This window comes from Rhodococcus sp. JCM 9793 (assembly GCF_055380405.1).
On the sequence record NZ_AP043718.1, the window covers coordinates 111,370 to 124,563 of the forward strand.

The window sequence follows — 13,194 nt, forward strand, 5'->3', positions numbered from 1 at the left end:
CGCGAGCTTCAGGTCTTTGCCGGTCAGTCGCCATCTTTGTTGGACCTCCAGGGGGTTGCGGCCGGGGTGATGATGAGCAGGCCCGCGGCCAGCAGGGCCGCGGTCACCGGTGTGAGGGTGACCAGCCCGGCCATGGCCAGCGGTGAGAGGAAGAGCGCCGTGGCGCGGAATGTTCCTGTTAGTGCTAGCGCGTCTCCGCGTTCTTCTGGGTGCACCTTCTCCGCTGCGATGGCCGGACCGACGGTCTGCAGGACCCCGGCACCGATGCCGGAGATGACCAGGGCAGCGGCCACCGGGACAGTCAGACCGGCGAACGGTCCCACTGCGGCCAGTCCCAGCCCTGTAGCTATCATCCCGATGACCAGAGACGCCCTGACGCCTCGGCGCCGGACCCACCCGCTGGCGGTACTACCGACGAGAACGGCGGCGTTGGCGATGGAGAGCAGGATGCCGATGACTGCAGCCGTTTGGCCTGCCAGGGATAGGGCCAGAGGGACGTAGGAGTCCAGGATGCTTTTCCAAACCCCTGCGCCCGTGTTCATCCAGCAGGCGGCGTTGACACCGGGTCGTCGCCACAGACGGACGTCCCTGCCAGTGGGTGAAGAAGGCCTGGCCGCGAACGGGGGAAACCTGATCAACAAGGCCGCGGGGACGACGGAGACGGAACCTGCGACGATCCCCATTATGAGTGGCAGTTGCACCGAGGCCTCCCAGAAATATCCGGCCACCGTGGGGCCGAGAAGCGCACCGATCCCCGCCGCCAGATTGACGTCTCGGAGGCCACTGACCGGTGCGGCGGATGTGCGAACGGCGTGGGTCTGGCTGCTGGTCCAGAAGAACGCCCGGGCTATTCCCTGGACCAACTGGGACGCGACAAAAAACACGACCGCGGTAGAAATCGCGAGCAGTGCGCACGAGATCGCGATCATCAGCCCGGATCCCACGAGGAAGGACCTGTCCGGAATCCGGCGCATCAACGCGCCCATGTACAGGCGGGTGATCAGCTGTGCGATGGCAGCCACGGCGACCAGCAGCCCGATCTCACTGGGGGTGTAGCCCGCATGCACACCCAAAAGAGGGACGACAACGGACAAAGTGCCCAGCGCGAAGCTGAACAAGATGATGGCCAGCGCGCTCAAGGCCCTGTCACAGTTGACGGAGTCCATGTGCCTTCCCGAGGTGGTAACTCTTTCGCATAGACGTTCTCAGCGATCCACCGATCGATGCACTGGCCGATGAGCTTTCGTCACCGGTGTCCGTATACGACGTCTCTACTGGCGGACGTGCTGGAGGTAGGCGCTGGCGTCTTCCAGGTTCACGACGTCACCGTATTTGCTGTCGATGTCGAAGAGGCTTGCCAGGTGTGGCAGCTCTGCCCTGTCTCCCACGCCCTCCTCCACAACGACTGTGTGGAACCCGTAAGAGCACGCGTCTACAGCGGTGGCGCGGACGCATCCGCTGGTCGTGCAACCGAGGAGGATCACCGTGTCCACGCCCCGGGAGATCAGACGAGCTGCCAGATCGGTACCGAAGAAACAGGAGGCATACTTTTTGACCAGCAGCATCTCGTTCTCGCGACGACCCAGTCGCTCATCCAGCTCCACCCACTCGCTTCCCTCCACCAGCCAGCTGTTGGGATTTTCTGACTGCCACCTGAGCGTAGGGTCGCATGTGTCGTCGTGGTCCGCACTATCCCGGCTCCTTAGCGGAGCTGAGGTCGTGATTCCCCGACGCCGAGGGCTCGGATGGAAACTCTGAACTGGCCCGCTCTAGCCGACTGGGCCAGTGCCCGAGGTGCGGCAGGAAGGCAGGCCGGTATCCTCTTGGGCGTCAACGATATGCCCGCCGCGGCGACCAAATGCTGTACGCGTGGCAGCCCGGGATGCTGGCATCGAGCCCCGGATCGCGAGTCGCCCGGTCTGACAACGTGGTCGTTGACCCGCTCAGCGATCGGCCATTGCGGCTGCCACCCCTCCAACCGAGAGCGCGAGCGGAGAGAACCTGCTGAACGGCGCAGCCGGCCGCCAACGTCGGTGGTAGCACGTTCACGAACCGGGGCACAGGGCGTACCGGCCACCGTCGCCCGACGGAGTTCGTTCTCGACCGCGGTTGCCACCGCGTCCGGCGAAACTCCGTCGGTCACCGGCCGCGCCGCGGCAGCGATGGTTCGTCCACCAGGGGGTCGTCGGAGACGGTGATGGCCCGCACCGGGCAGCTCGCGGCGGCCTCGAGCGCTAAGGCGCGGGTGCGGGGGCCACCGTCAACAGGCTCCAGAACGACGGCGACGCTTCGCTCGTCATCGAGGTCGAAGAGCTCGGGCGCGGTCACAACGCACGAGGCGAAGCCCTCACACCGCTCGAGGTCCACCGTAATGTTCATCATGTTCATCGTCCCTCCGTGGTTAAGTCATGGGCAGTCTGTTCGGCGGCGAAGCGCCGCATCGGATCGATCCTGAGCGCACCGGCCAGCTGCATGATCAGCAGTGGGTGGGCGCCCCTTTGATGGAGGGTGACCAGGTCACCATCCAGGACGGCCGCAAGATCGGCCAGCCGTACGCCTGCGAGGTCGGCCGCGAGCTGGCCCGACTCTTCCGCAATGGAACGAAACTCCGGATCCCGGACGACCCGGCGGATGACCTGGTCCAGGGGTAAGTTCACGGTTCCTCCTCGGGGGCCAACCGAGCCAGCGCGATCCCGGTCGCCCAGTCCGGGACGGACTCGTATGCCAGGACGACCCCTCTCGGCCCACGGGCCGTCCGCTCAGGCTCCGACACTCCCCAGCCCTTTTGACTGGACGCGGCGGCCATCGCGGTGACCCAGTTGCAGATCTCCGGGGCACCATTGCCGGCCTCAGCGAGGACGTCGGTGGTCTTCATGGCGAGGATCGCGCCGAGGTCCCCTGCGCGCACGTGCTGCAGGAACCGCTCGTCGAAGGCGGAGTTGATCTGGCCCATCTCCGGCGTGCCGACCCAGTGGGAGAGCCCGCCGGTCCCGAGCACGACCACTGTTTCGGCTGCGGGCCGCCGCGTAATGACGTCGCGCAGCAGTTCCCCTAGTTGGGCGCTGCGCCACAGGGGTGGCAGAGGCTCGGTGTTGGCGTTCTGGAACACCGGGACCACCGGGATGTCCATCTCTGGTCGGATCAGGGTCAATGGTGCCATGAACGCATGGTCGATCTTCGGGTTGGCGGAGAACGCGAGGTCGAACCCGGCGGCCACCCCTTCGGAGAGCAGCTGGGCAGCGAAGGCGCCAGCAAGTGGGACCTCGGCGCTGGCCACTCCTCCATCGCCCCAACCGGTGGCTATCTCTCCGATTCCGACGCATATCTGCGGAAAGCTGTCGTAGCTGAAGGATGTTAGGTGCTCGCTGCTGACGACGACGAGCACGTCAGGGGACAGCCGGTCAATTTCCGCACGCACCTGAGCGAAGGCCTGATGGACTGCGGCGTGCACGTCGTTGTCCGGTTGGAGCTTTCGGATCATCATCGCCGTGTGGGACGTCGCGTACGCACCTACCAGCCTGCCCATCAGCGGGCCGCCCGTTGCCGGTTGGTGGCCGGATCCGTGGGGCCGCCGTCGCCGTCGGTGCGCCCACCTCGGCGCCCCGCGGTGACCGAACGCACGAAACCGCCGACGACAGCGTGGAATTCCGCCGGCTTCTCGAACTGCGGCCAGTGACCGGCGTCCTCCATCAGATGGAACGTTGCATCGGGAATGATCCGGCTGGCCGCCTCCCCCACCGGCCACGGCATGGTCGGGTTCTGCCGGGTCCACAGCACGAGCGTCGGGCAGTTGATCGTCGCGAGCCGCTCGGCGGTCAGCAGTTCCTCCGGCCGGGGCCGGGAGGTGAATGCGGCGACCATGTCACCGGCGGTGGCGGCGAAGTCCGGGCTGGCGTAGATCCGGTACCGGGTCTCCACCAGTTCGTCGGTGACCACGGACGGGTCATGGACCAGCCATTCCAGCCGAGTCCGGACCTTCTCCCGGGTCGGGGTGTCCAGAGCCTTGGTGGTAGCCTCCGCGACCTGCCGGCCGACGTTCTCGGTCAGCGTGGCACCGTCGGCGTCCACCTGCAGCCCCGCCCCGGTGACGCTGACGAGCGAGGCGACCCGTTCGGGGTGGTGGACGGCGAGAAACGCCGCGACCCAGCCACCGAGAGACTGCCCGACCAGGTGGGCTCGCGAGGCGCCGATCTCGTCGAGGAAGCCGAGCACGTGCTCGGCGAGCGCGCGGATCGAGTACTCGATCTGCGGCTTGTCGGTGAAGCCGTGACCCAGCATGTCAATGGCATGCACGCGGAAGTCCCGGCCGAGGACGGCGACGTTGCGCACCCAGGTCTCGGCGTGTCCGCTCACGCCGTGCAGCAGGACTACCGGCTCACCGGCGCCTGCCTCGATGCTGCGGGTGCGGTAAGAGCTCGCCTGGCGGTACCGGACCTCGGTTCCCAGCAGGTCCACCCAGAACGAGTTCCCCTGGGGCTGGGCCATTCCCCCTTCAGTGCTCGTCACGTTGAGGCTCCTCTCTGTTCGGCCGTGCGGCCGGTGCGGGATGGTCGGTCACTCCGGTCCGAACGGCTCGGAGAGCAATGTCGTGTAGGCCCTCTCGTCGAGCCAGGTGAGGCTCTCCAGCTGCAGCGCGTCAAGGAAGACCTCGCGGCCGGTGCGCTGGCTACGGATGGCCAGGCGAAGGTCGTTGCCGTCTCGGTCGGCGCGTACCCGCACCCGGGCGAACTCGTTGCTGACTACGAGCTCGCCGTCGGCAGAGCCGATGCGCAGCCAAGAACTCGGCTCAGGTGCGCCATCAGCCCCGACATCCCGACTGCCGTCGAGGTCAGCCGCCTGGGCCTCAGAAGAAGATGGAGATGGCACGGGGCAACACCCGGTGGTCGAAGAGCACGGTCCGTTCGGCGATCTTCCAGCTCTCACCGGAGGTCACGATCCGGTCGCGACGGGAGCCGACGAAGAACTGCTCGGAGTTGGCTCGCCGGGACTGGAAGACGATGAAGTTGCACTCCGCTACCAGGTCGCCGTCCGGCCCGGGGGTGACCAGGACGTTGCTGATGAAACGACGCGTCCGCGACCGCGGCTGCTCCGAGTGGGCAAGGCCACCGGCCAAGCGCTCCATCCGCTTGGCGAGGAAACGGGCGTCCTCCTCCATGAGCGACCACTCGCCGGGGACGTGGTCCCGGTGCTGCCGCACCTCACGGGTCTCCGTGATCGGCATCCAGTAATGGACATCCTCGGTGAACAGGTCGAGCCACTCGTCGTAGCGTTGCTCGTCGAGCATCTTGGCCTCGCTGTAGAGGAAGTCCTCGACGTCGCGGCGCAGATCGGTGAGGGAATTGGTCATTTCTGCTCTCCCGGGGTGGTCATGAGTTCGAGCCAGTAGCGATAGAAGTTGCGGTGGTTCTGCTCCGAATAGTGGGGCCCCAAATGGCCGGGGTATCCCTCCTCGTGGATCTCGCCCTCGTGCCCCAGGCCCATCGCGTAGTTGAAATCCCGGGTCTGGGAGACCACCCCGCGGGCGGACTCGGTGATTTGCTCGAAGTTCTCGCCATCGTCCTGGCCAAAGATCCCGGCCGCGGCGTTCTCCTGGGACATCTGGGTGCGGGCGAAGTCCTTGACCGACTGCGGCGCGTCGCGGTCGAAGAGCGCCGTCTGCCAGACCTCGATCTCACCCGGTCCCCTCGGGTGCCATTGGAAGAGCCCGAAGACGTGGAAGACGCCGAACTTGATCCATGACAGGTTCGGGAAGATATTGCCCTGACCGAGCCCGTGCATCTCCGCCTGCAGCGGGGAGACCCGGGCCTTGAGCCGCTCGTGTACGGCGTTGACGTACTCGATCGCCTCCGGCCCGAGGAACTGAGCCATCCCGACGTCGTTCTGATAGGCCCGGCCGGGCTTGCTGATGTCGCCCATCCCGTGGCCGTGGCCGAAGTATGCGATGTAGTCGCCGAGCGTGTCGTAATCGGGGAGGAAGCCGATCTGGAAGGCCGACCCATGTGTGTAGAGCACGTGGTAGTCGTCGCCGGCGAAGTTCTCCGCCGCCAGCTTCCAGTTGGCCTTGATCCGGAACTTCATCGTGGGGCCGATCACCTCGAGCCCGCCGAGCGGCGCCTCGAAGGCCAGGTCCAGATACCAGAGCTGGTCAGCGCCGAGGTAGTCCACCAGCGGGATGGCGTCCTCGTCCCAATTGGCGAAGATGAAACCCTTGTAGTTCTCCACCCGCGGAACGGCCTTCAGACCTAGCCGCGACTTGTCCAGCTCGCCATGGTAGACGGTATCTGCGCGCGGTACACCGATCAGATCGCCGTTGTTGCTGTAGGTCCAGCCGTGGTAGGGGCAGCGGAAGAACTTCGAGGACCCGGCGTCGGTGCTACACACGGCCATGCCCCGGTGGGCGCAGGAGTTGAGCATCACCCGGATCACTCCGTCCGCACCGCGAGTGGCGATCACAGGGTCCTCGCCCATGAAGTTCGTCAGGTAGTCGCCCGGCTCACTCAACTGGGACTCGTGGCCGATGAACAACCACGTCTTGGTGAATACCCGGTCCAATTCCTTGCGGTAGATTGCCTCGTCGACGAAGACCGTTCGGCTGACGGCACCCTCGTCGGGCTTCACCAGGTCGTGCAGTCCTGCGGCGGCCACGTCAACGGGGCGTTCGCTAATGCTGGTCATGAGCGGGTCCTCTCGGGGTCTGACGGGTTGCGTGAGGTGAGATGGGAGGGCGGACCCGAACGGCCCACCTGTAGGCGGATCGTCTGGGCGTCTGCGGTATCACTGAGCGCTGTCATTGCTGGTCCAACTGTTCTGGGCCCCGAGGTTTGCCATGCCCGCGGCGTACAGGGCGCCCTGCGCGTCGAAGGGGAGGTGGGCCACGCCGGCCCGCTCGTATGACGGGGTCGCGGCTTCCAGCCGGCTGTAGATCTCCTCCAATTCCGGAGGCAGCTCATGGTCCTGCCAGGCGGCGTAGTCCCCGTAGCCGTGGTCGTAGTTCCACTCCGGCACGTAGTAGAGGCGCCCGGACGTCCCCGCGCTGTCCTGGGCGGCGAGGAAGAGCGAGATCGGCAGCAGGTGCTCGGGAATCGCCGGGCGCATGAAGTAGGCAATGCCCTGCTCGTTGAAGGCCCGGGCGGTGGCGTCGAACCACGACGCTCGGGTGTGCCCCGGCATGATCGCGTTAACCGCGACCCCGTCGCCGCGCACTTCCTCGGCGAGGTAGAAGGTCAGCGCCATCACGGCGGCCTTGGTGGCCTGGTAAGGCATCTCGACCGTCCACGGGCGCAGCCCGTGGTAGCCGCCGCCGCCGGCGACGGCCAGGACGCCACTGCTGACGACGTTGACGATGCTGCCCCGCTGCTGGGCCCGCATCGGCTCGATGAACCGGCGGATGGCCTTCAGCGTGCCGAACACGTTGACGCCGAACATCACCTCCCAGTCGCGGTCGGTCGTGTCAAGGGTGTTCCGGTGGCCTGTGGGCGGGAAGAGGGTTTCGGAGACCAGAGACGCGTTGTTCACTAGGACGTCGACGGTCCCAAACCTGTCGATTACAGCGTCTCGGGCGGCGTCGAGGGCGGCGTCGTCGGTGATGTCCATGTCGACGGCCATGCCGCTGCCGTCCGACTCCAGCTGCTTGCGGAAGTCGTCAGCGTCGTCCCACGTCAGGTCCGCTGCTACGACCTTGGCGCCGGCGCGCAACAGTCCCTCGCAGAGGGAACGGCCGATGCCGCGGGCTCCACCGGTGACAACGATGACTCGACCCGCCACCTCGCCCTGCCACTCACCGAGTGCCCGCTCGACCAGCTGACGCTGCCGCGCAGTGGCCACGGTTCCTCCACCAGACTCCGACATCCAATTCTCCTCAAGTTGGGACGGCTTTCTGCATAGCAGTACACATAAAAGAGTATGGCCCTCATCACAGGCTGTCTACGGGCTATTTTGGGATCGAGCTATTCACTGGTGAAACTAGGAGCCGTGCGTGGAGCTGCGTCAACTCAGGTATCTCGTTGCGGTGGCCCGCGAGGGGTCGTTCCTCCGCGCCGCCGCCACCCTCGACGTGCCGCAGCCCTCGCTGTGGCGTTCGATCAAGGCGCTGGAGGCGGAGCTGGGCATCGCCCTCTTCAAGAGGTCCGGCCGCGGAGTACAGCTCACCGGTGCCGGGAATCAATTGCTGCCCCGCGCCCATTACCTGCTGAATCGAGCGGAGTCGGTCTCCCAGTTTGCCCACGAACTCGCTCGCGGTCGAGCGGGCGTCGTCACGGTGGCCTGCGCATATCCGCACGTGCCACGGTTCCTCGCGCCCCTGATCGGCACCTTCCGGTCGGCGCATCCCGCTATCCACGTCGCCGTCCACGAGTACTCGGGCCTGCCCGCGATCGAACAGGTGCTTAACGGGGACGTCGATCTCGTGACGGGCCTCGGGCAGGTCGACCAGCGTCTTGCGGGCCACCAGCTCGGGGACGTGCGGCTGGCGGTGGTGACCTCCGACGACCACCCGTGGCGGGGCCGGAGCCACGTCTTGGTCGCTGAATTGCGTGGCCAGCCGGTGCTCACCGGGCCCGCCGATAGCCTCACCCGGCGCCTGCTGGAGCCGGCGCTGCGGGCAGGGGGCTTCGGGCTCGACATCACGTCGGAGAGCGTCAACGCCACCACCATCGTTGCGCTCGCCCGGGCAGGGCTGGGCGTGGCCGTCATCGCCGACGACAACCTCAGTGCCGACGACTCGGCCAGATGGCCAGTGCTGGTCGACGAGCACACCCCGATGAGCGCCCCGCTGTGGATCTGCTGGTCACGCGAAGGAGGCATCGCCCCGGCGGTACGGTCCTTCGTGCGCCACGTCCAGGGGACCGGCAACCGGCTGGACCGGGACGGCGGGCAGCCCAGTCCAGCCTGAGGCCCAGCCGACCTCGGACTGACCACGCCGATCAGAGCAGGAGATGGTCGATCTCCTTCCCCGCAGCTACCAGCCGAGTGAGGATGTCCTGCTCGGTCGCCGAGCTCATGCGACTGAGCGGCAGCGAGGCGTTGACAGCCAACCGCGGGGAGCGGGTCGAGGCCAGTGCGACGGCGAGGGAGGCGAAACCCTCCTCGCTCTCCTCCTTGCTCGACGCGAACCCCCGGGAACGGCTCGTGCGCACCGCGTCGAGAAGCTCGGTCCGGGTGCCTAGCGAATGGGCTTTACCGCCTGGTGGACGCCGCCTACGAGAAACGTGCCATCGCGATCAGCTCGAACCTGCACCCGGCCGGTTTCGACGAACTCATGCCCAAGACCATCGCCACCGCGACAGTGGATCGGCTACTGCACCACGCCCACGTCTGCCAGACCAGCGGCGACTCCGTCCGCCTCTCCCAAGCACTCGCAGGCCAGGGAGTGAAGCCCTTGTCCTGACAACCCGAAAACCCGAGATGGCCAACCCCTGGGCAGATCCCATGGCCATCTCCGGGCAGATCTGGGGATCTGGCGCACTTTCCGTGAAGGCACTGCCGCGCTGCATCATTCGAGGTGGATAACGCGTTTCCGCAGCAGGTCCAGGTTCGCCCGCCCGTACATCTGCCGTTTGAGCATATTGATCCGGTTCACATGGCCCTCGACCGGACCGGAGTTATGCACGAGCGTCAGACCGGGCACTGTCACGTTAACGAGGATGCATTCGCTGGCAGAATCTGTGGGATGACCAGCGCAATGCCGTCGTTCAAGCGACACCGCTATCCGGTGGAGATCATCGACGAGTGTGTGTGGTTGTACTTCCGGTTCCGATTGAGCTTCCGGGAGGTCGAGGAGCTGATGCTCCAACGCGGTGTCGTGGTGTCCTACGAGACGATCCGTCGCTGGTGTCACAAATTCGGGCAGGCCTACGCGAACGAGTTACTGCGCCGCCGGCCTCGGCCCGGCGACAAATGGTATCTCGATGAAGTGTTCATCCGCATCAACGGCACGCAGCACTATCTGTGGCGGGCGGTCGATCAAGACGGCAACGTCCTCGACATACTGGTCCAGTCCCGCCGGAACGCGAAGGCGGCCACACGGTTCTTCCGCAAGCTACTCAAGGGCCTGCGGTACGTACCGCGGGTGATCGTGACCGACAAGCTGACCAGCTACCAGGTGGCGCACCGCGAGACGATGCCGTCGGTCGAGCACCGTCGATCGAAATACCTGAACAACCGCGCCGAGAACTCGCATCAACCGACCCGGCAACGCGAGCGTGCGATGAAACGCTTCACATCGGTCCGGCACGCGCAGCGATTCCTGGCTGCGTTCAGCGGAATCTCACCGCATTTCCGGCCTCGCCGACACCTGTTATCGGCGACCCAATGGCGCGAAGAGATGGCCGACCGATTCCGGGTTTGGAGCGAGGTGACCGCAATAATGACCGTCTGAACAACGAAGCAGACCAGCACATTACACTAACTTGAGCCTCAAGCCGACTGAACCGTACACGATTTCAGTTAACGTGACAGTGCCCTGCCGAGTACGCTGCCGGATGTACCCACCGGCACCAACCGGTGGCGTGCGAGATCGACTGATCGACTGCAAGCAGGAACCGGCTCTAGAACCGACCGGACCGACTATTGGGGACCTGCCAGACGCAGTAGTAGTAGTAGTAGTAGTAGTAGTCGACCATGCCGGTGGACTTGATCCACGGATAGCTCCGACCGTCGGCGTCTCGGCTTTTCTCGGTGCGGAACAGTGGTGTCTTCTCCCGCACCCGGCCGATGAACACCACTCCTCGGACGCGGTGAACTGCTCGAGGTGCTCGTGCATCACGTCGTCCTTGCGCTGGCCCTTGACGAAGTCGACCCACCGAATGTCGGGTGTCGACGGCGGTGCACCACCGTCGAGAAGCGGTCGGTGATCCTCGCCAACAGGTGCGGTCGAGGCGATCGGCAACCCCAACTGCCGGTGCACCTAGCCGACCAGACCCCCGCACGTTCCGCGCGCCGGAGGAAGCTGGAGTAAACGCCCGAGTAGCCCAAAGTGGGTGTCTCCGTGTCCACTTGCACCGGACGGTGCTGCAGCGGCCGGACGATGTCGTCAGCCGAGTCCTGCAACTTCAACAGATGACCGTTGTGCTTCCATCCGGTCAGGTCTGCGACGGCGATGAACGCTTCGATGGGGGTGTTGCCCGCTCCGGCCCCTTGCCGGCCAGGGAGGCGTCGACCCTGGCAGCTCCTTCCTCGACCGCAACACGGAGTTGGCCACGTACAGTGACAGATTCTGGTGTGGTGGATTCCGATCTCCGCCTCGGGATCGAGGACCCCTCGGTAGGCGCGCATCCGCGCTCGTACGTCGTTCATGGCCAGCTGTCCACCCGAGTCGGTGATGTTCACGCAGTGCGCGCCGTAGGCTTCCATCAGCTTGGCTTGTTCGGCGAGGTGCGTCGGTGAGGCCATGTGGCTCATCATCAGAAAACCCGGAAACGTCCATGCCCAATTCTCGTGCCGCGCTGATGTGCTGCGCGGAGACGTCTGCCTCGGTGGCGGGTGTGGCGACGCGGACCGATCTAACGCCGAGTGAATGCACGAGCTTCAGATCGTCGATTGTTCCGATACCGGGCAGCGACAGTGTGGTCAGCTGCGCCTTCGTGACGACCGAGGCGGGCGCTTCGATCCACTCGGGGTCGGTGTGCGCGCCGGCCCCGTAGTTGGGCCTGCAACCGGAAAGTCCGTCGCCGTGCGCAATCTCGATTTCGTCGACACCGGCGTCGTCGAGTGCTTTCGCGATTCTCGACACCTGCTCGGTGGTGTAACGATGACGGATGGCGTGCATGCCGGCGCGCAGGGTGAGGTCGTGGAGGTAGACCGACGTGGGCCGCGTGTCGGTTGTCGTCCTGAGGTGACCTCCGCGGATGACGAGGAATAGAGCCGGACCCGGGCTGCGAGCTGTTCGCGCGGCCGAAGTCATGATGTCGAGGTTGCCGGCGTAGGCGGGCAGGTACTGGGCGGCGCCTTCGACCTCGAGGAAGACGGTCAGCTGGTGGCGCTCTCCGTTGCCTGCACACCGGCGGCCAGTGTGTGCACCGGCTCGTCAGCGGTGATTTCGGTGAATTGGACGGCCTGCTCGAGCCGGTAGCCGGGAACATACCTGGCAACGTTTCGAGCCATGCGTTCGACGGAGGCGCGGATCCGCTGTTGGGTGTCTGCGCCGAGTCGGTCGGTCAGACAGAGCACGGTGTCTCGCATGATCATCTCGGGCTCTGCCGGGTTGAGGACGATGATCGCCTTTCCCCGCTCCGTCCCGCCGACCTCCTCGATCGCGCGGGCGGTGGTTTCCGTGAATTCGTCGATGTGGGCGCGGGTGCCCGGACCTGCAGACTTGGAGGCGATCGACGCGACGATTTCCGCGGAGCGGAGGGGGTTTGCTGGGCGATTGCCGCCACGATCGGAATCATTTCCTCCCCGCCGCAGGTGACCATGTTGACGTTGTCGGCATCGCGATTCTCGGGCGAGATTGACCGCAGGGACTACGTAGGGACCGATCGCTGCCGGTGTCAGATCCACCAGCTCTTCCCGTACCCGGCGGGTCTTTTCAGCGTGCGCGATGTGTGCTACAGCTGAGGGGGCGTCGAAGACGATGTCGATGTCTTCGAAGCCGGGCATGCCGATGAGACCGTCGACACCGGCAGCGGCGGTGGGCACTCCGAGACGGGTAGCCCGGGCCAGTCCGTCGGATCCGGGGTCGATGCCGACCATCGCTGCGGGTTGCCGAGTACATCGGTACCCATTCCGGTACCGGCGGCGCGGCCGTTGATTGTCATCTGTGCTTCGCAGGCCGCCAGCTGCTGCACGGTCAGCGGTGTCTGCGGTCCCGTTCCCAGTACCACCCCACCCGAGGACGCTTGTCCGCGATGGTGTCGATGATCGTGATCTTCCAGTCGCTGATGCGTGAGTCGATGATTGCGATCCCGCGCAGCACCTGCCCCACTGCGGCTGCAGCATCCTCGATGGTGAGGCCCGGGCCCCGCAAGATCCTCCTGGGGGATGAATGCCACCTCGGGTTCCACACGCGGGAACGCAGCGACCGGACTCGAAGATCATCTCGTCGAGCAGGAATCCGAAGTCCGGCTGGTCGACCCCGAGCTGACGCTGCATCACCTGCGAGGTCAGCCCCACTTTGTGCCCGCGCAGCACGCTGCCCGAGCAGGTGAGCGCGCACGCTGGTCTGGATCCGGTAGGCCCCGTCGATGGTCAGGCCCGGAC

At 65.7% G+C, this 13,194-nt stretch carries 14 protein-coding genes and 4 pseudogenes; 4 read left to right on the forward strand and 14 right to left on the reverse strand.

What is annotated here, in order from left to right; all coding sequences use genetic code 11:
* Positions 1–23 precede the first annotated feature (23 nt).
* The 3 genes and pseudogenes from ACZ46K_RS00580 to ACZ46K_RS00590 all read right to left on the reverse strand — a co-directional run bounded on the left by ACZ46K_RS00580 (position 24) and on the right by ACZ46K_RS00590 (position 2,388).
* The gene (locus ACZ46K_RS00580; protein ID WP_464743268.1) at positions 24–1,166 is read right to left on the reverse strand and encodes an MFS transporter; all 1,143 of its coding nucleotides are present in this window, start codon (positions 1,164–1,166) and stop codon (positions 24–26) included.
* A gap of 105 nt (positions 1,167–1,271) precedes the next feature.
* Positions 1,272–1,634, reverse strand: a pseudogene (locus tag ACZ46K_RS00585) (isochorismatase family protein); the annotation flags it as partial.
* 505 nt (positions 1,635–2,139) lie between these two features.
* The gene (locus ACZ46K_RS00590) at positions 2,140–2,388 is read right to left on the reverse strand and encodes a ferredoxin (protein WP_054810260.1); all 249 of its coding nucleotides are present in this window, start codon (positions 2,386–2,388) and stop codon (positions 2,140–2,142) included.
* Between the two features lie 20 nt (positions 2,389–2,408).
* Between ACZ46K_RS00590 and ACZ46K_RS00595 the strand changes: the two genes are divergently transcribed.
* Entirely contained in the window at positions 2,409–2,651 is a 243-nt protein-coding gene (locus tag ACZ46K_RS00595; protein ID WP_054806672.1) for a hypothetical protein, read from the forward strand.
* Between the two features lie 2 nt (positions 2,652–2,653).
* Here the strand turns inward: ACZ46K_RS00595 and ACZ46K_RS00600 are convergent, their stop codons facing one another.
* From ACZ46K_RS00600 to ACZ46K_RS00625, 6 genes are all read right to left on the reverse strand, one after another.
* Complete coding sequence (locus ACZ46K_RS00600; protein WP_054806673.1) at positions 2,654–3,526, reverse strand: DODA-type extradiol aromatic ring-opening family dioxygenase; 873 nt, start codon at positions 3,524–3,526, stop codon at positions 2,654–2,656.
* Positions 3,526–4,506, reverse strand: coding sequence for an alpha/beta fold hydrolase (locus ACZ46K_RS00605; RefSeq protein WP_464743270.1), 981 nt, complete (start codon positions 4,504–4,506; stop codon positions 3,526–3,528). The genes ACZ46K_RS00600 and ACZ46K_RS00605 overlap by 1 nt, the downstream gene beginning before the upstream one ends.
* Positions 4,507–4,554: 48 nt before the next feature.
* Positions 4,555–4,866 (reverse strand): hypothetical protein, encoded by a 312-nt coding sequence (locus tag ACZ46K_RS00610; RefSeq protein WP_054807299.1) that lies wholly within the window; start codon positions 4,864–4,866, stop codon positions 4,555–4,557.
* Positions 4,844–5,347, reverse strand: coding sequence for an aromatic-ring-hydroxylating dioxygenase subunit beta (locus tag ACZ46K_RS00615; protein WP_019287416.1), 504 nt, complete (start codon positions 5,345–5,347; stop codon positions 4,844–4,846). Before ACZ46K_RS00615 ends, ACZ46K_RS00610 begins: the two co-directional genes overlap by 23 nt.
* Positions 5,344–6,675, reverse strand: a complete 1,332-nt coding sequence (locus ACZ46K_RS00620) for an aromatic ring-hydroxylating dioxygenase subunit alpha (RefSeq protein ID WP_464743272.1) — start codon at positions 6,673–6,675, stop codon at positions 5,344–5,346. Before ACZ46K_RS00620 ends, ACZ46K_RS00615 begins: the two co-directional genes overlap by 4 nt.
* A gap of 99 nt (positions 6,676–6,774) precedes the next feature.
* Entirely contained in the window at positions 6,775–7,848 is a 1,074-nt protein-coding gene (locus ACZ46K_RS00625) for an SDR family NAD(P)-dependent oxidoreductase (RefSeq protein ID WP_054807300.1), read from the reverse strand.
* 127 nt (positions 7,849–7,975) lie between these two features.
* On the opposite strand from ACZ46K_RS00625, the gene ACZ46K_RS00630 reads away from it, so the two are divergent.
* Positions 7,976–8,890 (forward strand): LysR family transcriptional regulator, encoded by a 915-nt coding sequence (locus ACZ46K_RS00630; RefSeq protein WP_464743274.1) that lies wholly within the window; start codon positions 7,976–7,978, stop codon positions 8,888–8,890.
* Between the two features lie 31 nt (positions 8,891–8,921).
* On the opposite strand, the pseudogene ACZ46K_RS00635 reads toward ACZ46K_RS00630, so the two are convergent.
* A pseudogene (locus ACZ46K_RS00635) lies at positions 8,922–9,146 on the reverse strand (IclR family transcriptional regulator domain-containing protein); the annotation flags it as partial.
* Positions 9,147–9,163: 17 nt separating this feature from the next.
* Between ACZ46K_RS00635 and ACZ46K_RS00640 the strand changes: the two are divergent.
* Positions 9,164–9,385 (forward strand): annotated as a pseudogene (locus tag ACZ46K_RS00640) (ATP-binding protein); the annotation flags it as partial.
* A 282-nt stretch (positions 9,386–9,667) separates the two neighbouring features.
* Positions 9,668–10,375 (forward strand): IS6 family transposase, encoded by a 708-nt coding sequence (locus ACZ46K_RS00645; protein WP_464743246.1) that lies wholly within the window; start codon positions 9,668–9,670, stop codon positions 10,373–10,375.
* Between the two features lie 169 nt (positions 10,376–10,544).
* Here the strand turns inward: ACZ46K_RS00645 and ACZ46K_RS00650 are convergent, their stop codons facing one another.
* The 4 genes and pseudogenes from ACZ46K_RS00650 to ACZ46K_RS00665 all read right to left on the reverse strand — a co-directional run bounded on the left by ACZ46K_RS00650 (position 10,545) and on the right by ACZ46K_RS00665 (position 12,961).
* The gene (locus tag ACZ46K_RS00650) at positions 10,545–10,718 is read right to left on the reverse strand and encodes a hypothetical protein (RefSeq protein WP_464743276.1); all 174 of its coding nucleotides are present in this window, start codon (positions 10,716–10,718) and stop codon (positions 10,545–10,547) included.
* A 202-nt stretch (positions 10,719–10,920) separates the two neighbouring features.
* A pseudogene (gene dmpG, locus ACZ46K_RS00655) lies at positions 10,921–11,764 on the reverse strand (4-hydroxy-2-oxovalerate aldolase); the annotation flags it as partial.
* 200 nt (positions 11,765–11,964) lie between these two features.
* The gene (locus tag ACZ46K_RS00660; RefSeq protein WP_051059612.1) at positions 11,965–12,687 is read right to left on the reverse strand and encodes an acetaldehyde dehydrogenase; all 723 of its coding nucleotides are present in this window, start codon (positions 12,685–12,687) and stop codon (positions 11,965–11,967) included.
* 97 nt (positions 12,688–12,784) lie between these two features.
* The gene (locus ACZ46K_RS00665; protein ID WP_155951843.1) at positions 12,785–12,961 is read right to left on the reverse strand and encodes a hypothetical protein; all 177 of its coding nucleotides are present in this window, start codon (positions 12,959–12,961) and stop codon (positions 12,785–12,787) included.
* Positions 12,962–13,194 lie beyond the last annotated feature (233 nt).

Bases quoted from the DNA above. Each gene is read 5' to 3' on its own strand.
- ACZ46K_RS00580 (WP_464743268.1), bottom strand. From the start codon at position 1,166: ATGGACTCCGTCAACTGTGACAGGGCCTTGAGCGCGCTGGCCATCATC.
- ACZ46K_RS00600 (WP_054806673.1), bottom strand. From the start codon at position 3,526: ATGGGCAGGCTGGTAGGTGCGTACGCGACGTCCCACACGGCGATGATG.
- ACZ46K_RS00590 (WP_054810260.1), bottom strand. From the start codon at position 2,388: ATGAACATGATGAACATTACGGTGGACCTCGAGCGGTGTGAGGGCTTC.
- ACZ46K_RS00625 (WP_054807300.1), bottom strand. From the start codon at position 7,848: ATGTCGGAGTCTGGTGGAGGAACCGTGGCCACTGCGCGGCAGCGTCAG.
- ACZ46K_RS00645 (WP_464743246.1), top strand. From the start codon at position 9,668: ATGACCAGCGCAATGCCGTCGTTCAAGCGACACCGCTATCCGGTGGAG.
- ACZ46K_RS00660 (WP_051059612.1), bottom strand. From the start codon at position 12,687: ATGGTCGGCATCGACCCCGGATCCGACGGACTGGCCCGGGCTACCCGT.
- ACZ46K_RS00615 (WP_019287416.1), bottom strand. From the start codon at position 5,347: ATGACCAATTCCCTCACCGATCTGCGCCGCGACGTCGAGGACTTCCTC.
- ACZ46K_RS00620 (WP_464743272.1), bottom strand. From the start codon at position 6,675: ATGACCAGCATTAGCGAACGCCCCGTTGACGTGGCCGCCGCAGGACTG.
- ACZ46K_RS00595 (WP_054806672.1), top strand. From the start codon at position 2,409: ATGGGCAGTCTGTTCGGCGGCGAAGCGCCGCATCGGATCGATCCTGAG.